Below are 10350 nucleotides of genomic sequence, written 5' to 3' on the forward strand. Positions count from 1 at the left end.
AAATCGGAAACAATATACAGGCTCAACGTTTAATCGTAACTTTGTACATTAAAATCTATGTCTTTTTTCTATTAAAATGAACTTCACTTACCCAAAAAACGAAAAGCTAAAAAGTAAAATCACCATTGGATTATTGTTTACCGAAGGGAAATCAGTATCTAAATATCCGCTGCGATTGGTGTATAAAGCCGGTTCTTTTGGCGAAGGCGAAAAAATAAAAATGGGCGTTTCGGTTTCCAAAAAGAATTTTAAGAAAGCCGTAGACCGCAATTATTTCAAACGTGTGTTGCGCGAAACCTATCGTCTCAACAAACACCTTTTGATTGACAATCTGGATCAACCGTATTCCTTTATGTTTTTTTACCAAACCAAAGACCGATTGACGTATGCCGAAATTAATACCAAAACCATTCAATTGTTTGAGAAGTTTTTGCTTCAAATAAAAAAAGAAGAGTAGCAATTCTATTTTTTGTATTTTTAGCATTAAAATTTAATGTTTATGAAATCAATAGCCTTGTTTTTTCTATTAATACTTTCTTTTTCCAGTTGTAAAAAAGCCGAGGCTGATTTAGATATGAAAGTATCGGCTATCAAACTTCCTCCAAAAGAAGCTTCAGCTGGAAATGCTCTTTATGACAAAGCAGATTTAAATGCGTCGGCAAAGGAAGCTCCTCAAAACATTGAACCAAAAATCATCAAAGAAGGCAATCTTCGTTTTCAAACCAATGATTTAACAGCCACTTATACTCAAATACAGAATGCAGTAAAGAGTCACAATGCTACTATTCAGAATGATACTGAGGGAAAGGATTATGGGTCTGTTTTTAGAAGATTAATCATTCGTGTTCCAAGCAAAAATTTCGATTTATTTTTGAAAGACATTTCAAAAGGAGTTGCTTATTTTGACAATAAAGAAATATCATCTCAAGATGTAACCGCAGAATATATTGATATCGATGCTCGATTAAAAGCTAAAAAAGTACTGGAAAACCGTTATCTCGAACTTCTAAAAAAAGCAAATAAAGTTTCTGAGATGTTAGAAATTGAGGCACAACTTTCCTCCATTCGCGAAGAAATCGAAGCAAAAGAAGGCCAGTTGAACTATATGCAAAACCGAGTTTCATTCAGCACCATTACCATAGAATTCTACAAATCTATCGCTGAAGAAAGTGGCGTAACAGCTTCTTATGGAATGAAAATTTGGACTGCCATCAAATCTGGGTTCAATAGCGTTTCTAGTTTATTTATAAATTTACTGAGTATTTGGCCGTTTATCATTATCCTGTTTGCTATAGGTTACTTTATTAGAAAAAGATTTAAGACAAAAAAAATATAAAACAATGTATTCTTTCTTCAAAAAAAAATTCATACTTCCCGTTGTCGCTTCGGCATTTCTGTTTATTGGTGCTAGTTTCAAAGACGATTTTTTTGAAATTGCCAAGCAAATCGAGATATTCACTACCCTTTTCAAGGAATTGAACCGGAATTATGTCGATGAAACGAATCCCGGGGAATTAATGGATAAAGCCATCAAAGGGATGCTAGCCAATTTAGACCCTTACACCGTTTATTTCAACGAACAGGATGTGGTGCGATTCAAGATAAACAACACTGGAGAATATACCGGAATAGGCGCTTTATTGACTCGGAAAGAAGATAAATTAATAGTCAAGGAAGCGTATAAGAACTTCCCTGCGGATAAAGCGGGTCTTAAAGCGGGTGATGAAATTACTCAAATAGGCGATGTATTATTATCTGATTTCAAAGAAGATGCTTCACAGCTTTTTAAAGGTGCGAAAAACACTAAAATCGACATCAAATACATCCGACAAGGGAAAATGAACACTACTCAAATTGTCCTTGACGAAGTCGAAATTAAATCGGTTCCCTTTTTTGCAAAAATAGACGACAAAACCGGATATATTGTGTTATCTCATTTTAACAAAAAAGCGTCCTTCGAAACCAAAGAAGCATTGGAACAATTAAAAAAAGACGGTGCCGAACGAATTATATTGGATTTAAGAGATAATCCGGGCGGACTTTTGAATGAAGCGGTGAATATCTGTAATCTCTTTGTTCCAAAAAATGAAATCATTGTTACTACAAAATCAAAAATAGAAAAACACAACAGTACCTATAAAACGAGTAAAGATCCTGTAGACACTGAAATTCCTTTGATTATTATTGTGAATGGCAGAAGTGCTTCGGCATCAGAAATTGTGGCTGGCGCCTTGCAGGATTTAGATCGCGCTGTGGTGGTAGGAAGCCGTAGTTTTGGAAAAGGATTGGTGCAAAGACCAGTGGATTTAACCTATGGAACGCAACTAAAAGTAACCATTTCGCGCTATTACACGCCATCAGGAAGATGCATTCAGGCCTTGGATTATGCTCATAAAGACACAAACGGCAAAGCTATAAAGACTGATGAGAAAAATTACAATGCTTTTAAAACCCGAAAAGGAAGAACAGTTTATGATGGCGGTGGTATTCAGCCCGATGTGGAACTGGAAGAAGCAAAATCAAGTCCAATAACGGATGCTTTGATAAGAAATGATGGGATTTTCAATTACGTAACCAGTTATTATTATAAAAACCCCGATTTAGGAAATCGTATTCCTGCCGTTACTGATGCTGATTTCTTGGATTTCAAACAGTTTTTAAAAGTACAGAAATTCTCCTTTGATACTGAAACGGAACTCGCTTTGAAGAACACTTTGGCTGTAGCCAAAAAAGAAAAAATAGAGGAATCCATCCTTGTAGAATACCAACAACTGCTTACTGCGCTTCAGAAAAGTGAGAATGCTTTATTGGATAAAAACCAAAAAGAAATTAAAAATCTGATTTTGGATGAAATCATTAAACGCTATCAATATCAAGAAGGATTGTATCAATATTACATAAAAAACAACTCCGAAATTAAGAAAGCCATAAGTATTTTGAACAATAATTCCGAGTATAAGACTATTTTAAAAATATGATGAAAAACTTATTTAGTCTACTATTCCTGTTGTTTTTTGGTTATCTATCTGCTCAGAGTAAAACTGTAGAGACTGTATATTTTGAATTTGACAAATACAATCTTTATAATAACCAAGTACAAATTATAGTCGATTTTATAAAAAGAGTAGATACTACAAAAGTCGAATCCATACAGATTTATGGGTATTGTGACGATAGAGGCGATAATGATTACAATTATAAATTATCGGATAACAGAGTAAAAACGGTTCAAGATATCTTGACTTCTAATGGTTTTAATAAAAATAAAATTGTTATTATCGAAGGAAAAGGTCGGGTGATTTTAACCAATGATCCATTTGAGAATTTAAACGAAACCCGTTCCAAAAACAGACGTGTTGACTTATTTCTTGTTAAGAAAAATAGTTTTGGAAAAGGAATTTACAACTCTTTTCAGGACAATCATAAAGTTGGTGATCGAGTCTACTTAGATAATATTCTATTTCCTTTGGGAAGCAGCAAATTAACTGAACAATCCAAACTGGAATTAGACAAAATTTCAAAAATTATACAAAAACAAAAAAACGTACAATTCGAGATTAAAGGACACGTATGTTGCACTCCAAGCTATTACGATGACGCTATCGATAAAGACAGTCACGAAAGGAAACTTTCTTTGAATCGGGCCAAAAGTGTATACAAATACCTAATATCCAAAGGCATAAACAGCCTTAGAATGAAATACATAGGAAGTGGAAACAAATTCCCTACGGGTCTGGGAGAAGCGCTAGACCGAAGAGTCGAATTTCTTATTGTGAAAACTTAATTACTCTCTTTTCATCTCAATATGCGGAATATCATCTTCCAGATACATGTCGCTGGTTTGCACAAATCCGTGGTTTTCGTAGAATTTTTTTAGATACAACTGTGCTCCAATAGTGATTTTGCTTTCGCCAAAATGATGAGCGATTCCGGCAATCGATTCTCGCATTAAGTCATGTCCCCATTTTCTGTCGCGATAATTAGCATCAACAGTTACCCTTCCTATAGAAGCATTATCAAAACTGATTCCGGGTTTGAATAATCTGGAATGAGCGACAATTTTACCTTCAAATTCGCCTATAAGATGTAACGCTACTTTATCTTTCCCGTCAAGATCAAGATAAACGCAATTTTGCTCCACGACAAAGATCTCACTTCTTAATTGCAACAAATCGTATAGTTCGTGAACCGTTAGTGCGTCAAACGCCTTAATTTTCCATTGTAACATCGTGCCTTTTTTATGTTTTTTGTATCGTACAAATAAAAGAAAATAAAGATTATCTTTTCAATACATCTACTGATTTTATAATAGCTTCCAGTTCATGCATGAGATCGCGTTTTTCTTTGGATGGCGCGTAACAAAAACCTTCTAAAACCAGAATCCGATTGTACTCCTTATCGACAATGGCATAATTGATAAATGGACCCGACATGAAATCATTATTTAACTCCCAAGTTCCCTTAGTTTCATAGGTTTCCTTATCATCAAGAGTAATCTTGAAAAGATAAGGTGCGTAAGCCTCTTCCGTAGTCATATTGGTGTCAGGCTCGGTTCCGCTGATATATAATTTACCGATAGAATCTCGCATTTTAATTATGCTGGAGATTAAATCAGCATCTTTTTTAATCGTGCTTAAAGGAACTTGATAAATTAAAAGACTCGTGTTTCCGCCGATAATTTCCTTTTTTAACCACATAAAATTGCTTTTGTGAAGCACGTATGCGTAACCGGAAGGAACCTGCAATGTGATATGGAATTTATTCGAAATTACTTTAGGGTCAATATGGGATTGACCATTTATTCTCTGGCTTTCGGCTATTTCTGCCTGCTTGATCAGCTGAATCATTTTGGGTGCATTTTTTTCGATGCTTGTTATAATATCCGTACTTGTTTTGCCGGAAATATGAAATACATTCTGAGGAGATGCATATTGGTCTTTGACAATCTCAAATTTATTTATTTCGCCTTTTTTTACCACAATAATCGCTCTGGTATCGGTCATAAAACCTTCCAAAAGCTTAACTGGATATTGATTTATGTTGAACAGCGGTTCTTCCTGTGGCAATCCAATTACTGGCGATGCAAACTTGTTTCGAATGCTGTCTCCTACATCACCATTCCATAACTGATCCTCAATAATAACTGAAATAGTATTGATTTTTCCCGAAGTTTTTCGCGGCAAAGAGTCATTTTCCTTTTTACAGGAAAACAACATCAAAGAAATCAGAAGAAATAAAAAATGGGTTTTATTCATTGCTATTCAATTATAAAATAAAACCCAAATTTATAGAAGTTTATCGTATTATCCGTTTATTTTTAACTTCATTCCGGGCTTGAGTTCTTCACTGCGAATACCGTTCCATTTTTTTAAATCAGAAATGGTTACTCCTGGATATTTTTTAGAAATACTATACAAGGAATCTCCTTTTTTAACATAGTAATCAATCGCTTCTTTCTTAAAGGAATCAGTGATATTCATTTTTTTCTTAAATAAACTTACCGTTGCTTTATTCGTATTGATCACTATTTCATCTTTGGCAACAATCAAAGTGGCGCCTATGCCAATCGTATTATCAGGTAAATTATTCCATTGTTTTAAATCCGCTAATGAAGCTCCGAATTTCTTAGCGATATTCCCTAAATTATCTCCTTGCAGCACAACATACTCAATGTCTTTTCGTTCGGGACCTGAAACTAATTCTTCTTTACTGTCTAACGCTTTTTTTACAACTTGCAATGAAGCTCCGAATTGTACATTATCATTTGAAAGATGATTCCATTCTTGGATTTCGGCAACGGTAACATCATGTTTATTAGCAATGCTTCCTAAATTATCTCCTTTTTGAACCACATAAAATGCTGTTGCGTTAGAGGATAATGTGTCTGGTTGTACCGTTTTTTTTGTTTTTTCATCCTTATTGGCTTTCGCTTCAGAAGCAACTATCCTTTGATTGCTCGAAATTTTCTCAGAAGGAACCGGATCTATTTTAGGCTCTTTTATAACGGTTGCCATATTCGTTTGCCCCATCACTATTTTTAAACTTTTACCAGAAACCAAAGTATTGCTTTTGAGTTTATTCCATTTTTTTAGGTCTGAAACATCAACGTCATATTTACTGGCAATTGTACCCAGATTATCCCCACGTTTTACTTTATAATAGGTTGTTTTGGCAAGCGCAACTCTTTGAATCGTATAATTCGCAGTGTCTTTTACGTCCATTGCTTTTTCAATCTGAAATGGCTTTTCACGTTTGTTTAATTCATATTGAGTGTAAGCGTAAATCTGGTTTTCATTTGACGCAAAAACGGCTATTTTTTCTTGTGGCAATCTCAAATAATGATTATCATCATGATAAAACGGAATCACATTTAGCTTATAGGACGGGTTCAAAATCTGCAATTGCGCCACAGGAACATCTAACAGATCAGATATTTGCTTGAACGTCATTTGCTTCTTGATCATAATAGTATCCGTGGCAAAATGCTTTACTGAGGCTCTGTTAGGGACAATTCCGTGCTCTTTGTGGTATTCATAAATGTACATTGTAGCAAGAAAAGCGGGAACATATCCTTGTGTTTCTTTAGGAAGATTTTTTCTGATGTTCCAATAGTTTTGTTGTCCTCCGGAACGTCTAATGGCTTTTGCGACATTACCCGGACCAGAATTATAAGAGGCCAAAACTAAATCCCAATCGCCAAATATTTTATACATATTTGTCATGTATTGCGCTGCGGCTTCACTGGCTTTCAATGGATCGCTACGTTCATCTACATACGAATCGATTTTCAACCCATATTGTTTTCCTGTTTGATACATAAACTGCCAAAGTCCTGTAGCACCCATTTTCGAAACTGCTTTTGGATTCAAAGCCGATTCTACAATCGCCAAATATTTTATCTCCAAAGGAACATTTTGTTTCGCCAAAGCTTCTTCAAAAATCGGGAAATAATATTCTGATGTGCCCATCAAGCGCTCAAAAGATTTTTTTCTATTTTTTAGAAATGATTTAATGATATTTTCCAGACCTTGATTGTACTCAATATTGAAAGGGGATTTAGCATCCATTGCTGCCAGTCTTTCTTTCAAAAGGGCTGTAGGCAATTCATAATCCACTATTTGGTCCATATTAATGTTCTTAATATCCTCCGATAGGTTGTTGTATAAATCTAAGTTTGTCAATTCTTTCATCCACAAACTGTCAACACAAGATGCCAGGTCATCTTTTATGAAGGTTTTTTTGATGGAATCTAAATAGGATAATTTTGTTTCTACTTTTGCGAAGTCTTTATTTACAACTGTTTCTTGCGAAAATAAATGCACGGATGCTAATAGAAAAAACGATAGGGTGGTGTTTTTTATATTCATATTTTTACGATCAAAGACCTATATTTCAAATGATTACAAAGCTTGTTTTTACAAACTTAACAGGTTTAAACTAAAAAATTCTATAAATATTGTTAAAAATGCAATCTTTCGTTCATTTGTAAAGAATTTTCAGTGGTTTTTGAGGCAAAAATCCCTTTAAAAAATCAATTATTGAAATTTAATGCAAAAAAACCTCAGCGATAAATAGTATCGCTAAGGTTTTCATTGAATTCTGATACCGTTTTTTTAATTTGAAATCATTACAAATCAAACGGTTTGTGTTTTATTAATATGACCGTCCATGACCAATACCTAAGCGATAAAATTAGCCACAGATTTCACAGATTCCTTTAATAATGCATATAAAATCTGTGTGAATCAGTGAAATCTGTGGCAAAAAAGACTTGGTACGAATTAATTATTAATACCTGTATTAGTCAAGAATAGCTGCTATTCCTGGCAATGTTCTACCTTCAAGCATTTCTAGCATGGCACCACCACCAGTTGATACGTAACTCATTTTTTCTTCCAGACCAAATTGTTTTACCGCTGCTACAGAATCTCCTCCACCTACAAGTGAAAAAGCTCCGTTTGCCGTTGATTCAGCAATGAAGTTCCCCAAAGCGATTGTTCCATTAGCAAAATTTTCCATTTCAAAAACACCTAATGGACCGTTCCAAAGGATTGTTTTAGAATCCATAATTACTTTTTTGAAGTTTTCCAAAGATTTTGGTCCTGCATCCAATCCTTGCCATCCATCAGGAATTGCTGAAACGTCAACAATTTGAGTATCGGCAGTATTTGAAAAAGCATTTGCAGCCACAACATCAACCGGAATGTGAATTTGAACTCCTTTTTCCTTAGCCAATCTCAAGATTTCCAATGCCAATTCTTGTTTGTCATCTTCACAAATAGAATCTCCAATTTTACCTCCTAATGCTTTCACAAAAGTAAATGTCATTCCACCACCAATTATCATGTGGTCTACTTTGTCCAAAATATTCTCAATAACCGTAATTTTAGAAGAAACTTTAGATCCACCAAGAACTGCTGTTACTGGTTTTTCACTGTTTTTCAAAACTTTGTTCAAGCTTTCGATTTCTTTAGCCAATAATAATCCGAAACATTTCTCCGTTGGGAAGAACTGAGCGATAATTGTAGTTGAAGCGTGTGCTCTGTGTGCCGTTCCAAAAGCGTCGTTTACATAAATATCACCAAGTGACGCTAATTCTTTTGCGAAAGCAACATCTCCAGCTTCTTCTTCGTCATGAAAACGTAGATTTTCTAATAATAAAACTTCTCCTGCCTGTAATTTTTCCGCAGCAGTCGCAGCTTCTGAACCAATACAATTGGAAGCAAACTGAACGGGTACTCCAAGCACTTCTGAAGTTGTTTTCAGGATGTGTTTCAATGAATATTTCTCTTCAACACCTTTTGGTCTGCCCAAATGTGACATCAAAATTACGCTTCCACCTTGAGCAAGAATAGCTTCAATTGTAGGTTTTGCCGCTTCGATACGGGTCGCATCTGTTACGTTGAAATTTTCGTCCAAAGGCACATTAAAATCAACACGTATTATTGCTTTTTTAGTTGCAAAATCAAAGTCATTTAAAGTTTTCATCAGGTATTTTTTTAGTTTGTTTTTTTGAAAGAAAAACAAATATAGAACTTTTAAATTATTAATAAATTTGAAAAACTTAGAAAAAAACAGCTTTTACCAACGAAATCGTTGTAAATCTTTAAAAGTTTAAGAGTTAGACGTTATGGGTTAGGCGTTAGGATTGTGGTTCAAACCTCATCCTTTTTAATTCAGTCCTTTTGGGTTTTGGAATGAGGAATATTCGCTCAATCATTTCACCCTATAATCATTCCTTTATTATGACAAAGATACTGTACTAAAAATGTGTAAGTTAAAAGTTGAATGTTGTTCAGAAGTATAGGGATTAAACTAAAGTCACTAATCTTTAACACATAACTCCTAACCCATAACCCTCAACGGATAACCCGTTAATCATGTACCGGACTTTGCGTACAAGGACAGTTGCTGATTCCTGCCAGAAAATCAAGTCCAATTGTAACAACATGGGTTCCTGAGTTGTATGCTGTAAATTGATTAAGGGTAAGTTGATAGGAATATGCAAAATAAAAATTAGACTTCTTAAAACCGAGCATCGGCCCCGCATTCAATGGTTTGAAAAACTGATCATTCAGAAAACGGTAGGATATTCCAGCCCAATAGTAATCCTCATATTTATTGAAATGTCTGTATTTTATATTCACATCCGTACTGGAACGTTGGTCACCGGCAAAATATTGATAGAAAACAGATGGCTCATACTCCACCCTGTTATTAGTGGGGCTTTTAAAAACATATCCGGAATAAACCTGATAATTCCTTAGCAATGATGGCTCTACTCCTGAAAACTTATCGGCATTTTTATTTAAAATGTTACTGGCATTAAGGCTCAAATAAAATGATTTATTTCTGTACAATGCGCCAATATCAAAATTATTATTGGATACAAATCTGTTATCCGTTATACTTGGATCTAAGACTGGTGCTTCGTACGTTGTATTGAAATTATTAATGTCTATTTTGAAATTATTAATATTATAAGACATCCCAAAAGACAAGTATTGTTTTGAATAATAATCCAGTATTAAGTGATGTGCAAAGGAAAGTTTAAGCCCTGTCTGTCTCGTGTTTCCATTACTGTCATTGTAAAGCGACACTCCAACCCCTGATTGATCTGCGATTCTAAAATCGGCATACACCGATTGATTATCCGGTGCATCCTTTATACCGACCCATTGTGTTAAGCCATTGGCTCTAATTCTAAGATTATCACCAATACCTGCAAATGTTGGAGCTATTACAAAATGATTGTCTGCTAAATATTGTGTAAAAACAGGCAAATTTAACTCCTGACTGTAGCCCGAAGTTACAGTCAAGAGAAGGAGTGCTATTATTATTTTTTTCATT

General features: G+C 34.6%; 9 protein-coding genes. 4 read left to right on the forward strand and 5 right to left on the reverse strand.

The window, feature by feature from the left end; translation table 11 throughout:
- Positions 1-76: 76 nt before the first annotated feature.
- From rnpA to E0I26_RS00530, 4 genes are read left to right on the forward strand one after another with little or no spacing between them, the layout of a single operon-like run.
- Complete coding sequence (rnpA, locus tag E0I26_RS00515; RefSeq protein ID WP_131914551.1) at positions 77-457, forward strand: ribonuclease P protein component; 381 nt, start codon at positions 77-79, stop codon at positions 455-457.
- 42 nt (positions 458-499) lie between these two features.
- On the forward strand, positions 500-1336 hold the full coding sequence (locus E0I26_RS00520) for a DUF4349 domain-containing protein (RefSeq protein WP_131914552.1): 837 nt from the start codon (positions 500-502) through the stop codon (positions 1334-1336).
- Positions 1337-1340: 4 nt separating this feature from the next.
- The gene (locus E0I26_RS00525) at positions 1341-2978 is read left to right on the forward strand and encodes a S41 family peptidase (RefSeq protein WP_131914553.1); all 1638 of its coding nucleotides are present in this window, start codon (positions 1341-1343) and stop codon (positions 2976-2978) included.
- Positions 2975-3784, forward strand: coding sequence for an OmpA family protein (locus tag E0I26_RS00530; protein WP_317126106.1), 810 nt, complete (start codon positions 2975-2977; stop codon positions 3782-3784). The genes E0I26_RS00525 and E0I26_RS00530 overlap by 4 nt, the downstream gene beginning before the upstream one ends.
- On the opposite strand, the gene E0I26_RS00535 is transcribed toward E0I26_RS00530, so the two are convergent.
- The 5 genes from E0I26_RS00535 to E0I26_RS00555 all read right to left on the reverse strand — a co-directional run bounded on the left by E0I26_RS00535 (position 3785) and on the right by E0I26_RS00555 (position 10349).
- The gene (locus tag E0I26_RS00535) at positions 3785-4228 is read right to left on the reverse strand and encodes a GNAT family N-acetyltransferase (RefSeq protein ID WP_131914554.1); all 444 of its coding nucleotides are present in this window, start codon (positions 4226-4228) and stop codon (positions 3785-3787) included.
- Positions 4229-4277: 49 nt separating this feature from the next.
- Complete coding sequence (locus E0I26_RS00540) at positions 4278-5255, reverse strand: DUF4837 family protein (RefSeq protein ID WP_131914555.1); 978 nt, start codon at positions 5253-5255, stop codon at positions 4278-4280.
- Positions 5256-5303: 48 nt separating this feature from the next.
- Positions 5304-7367 (reverse strand): LysM peptidoglycan-binding domain-containing protein, encoded by a 2064-nt coding sequence (locus E0I26_RS00545; protein ID WP_131914556.1) that lies wholly within the window; start codon positions 7365-7367, stop codon positions 5304-5306.
- A 433-nt stretch (positions 7368-7800) separates the two neighbouring features.
- Positions 7801-8988 carry a phosphoglycerate kinase gene (locus E0I26_RS00550; protein WP_131914557.1) on the reverse strand — a complete coding sequence of 396 codons (1188 nt, stop codon included), beginning with the start codon at positions 8986-8988 and terminating at the stop codon, positions 7801-7803.
- A gap of 386 nt (positions 8989-9374) precedes the next feature.
- Positions 9375-10349, reverse strand: coding sequence for a PorP/SprF family type IX secretion system membrane protein (locus E0I26_RS00555; RefSeq protein ID WP_131914558.1), 975 nt, complete (start codon positions 10347-10349; stop codon positions 9375-9377).
- Between the last annotated feature and the right edge of the window lies 1 nt (position 10350).

The organism is Flavobacterium rhamnosiphilum (assembly GCF_004349195.1).
GTDB lineage: Bacteria > Bacteroidota > Bacteroidia > Flavobacteriales > Flavobacteriaceae > Flavobacterium > Flavobacterium rhamnosiphilum.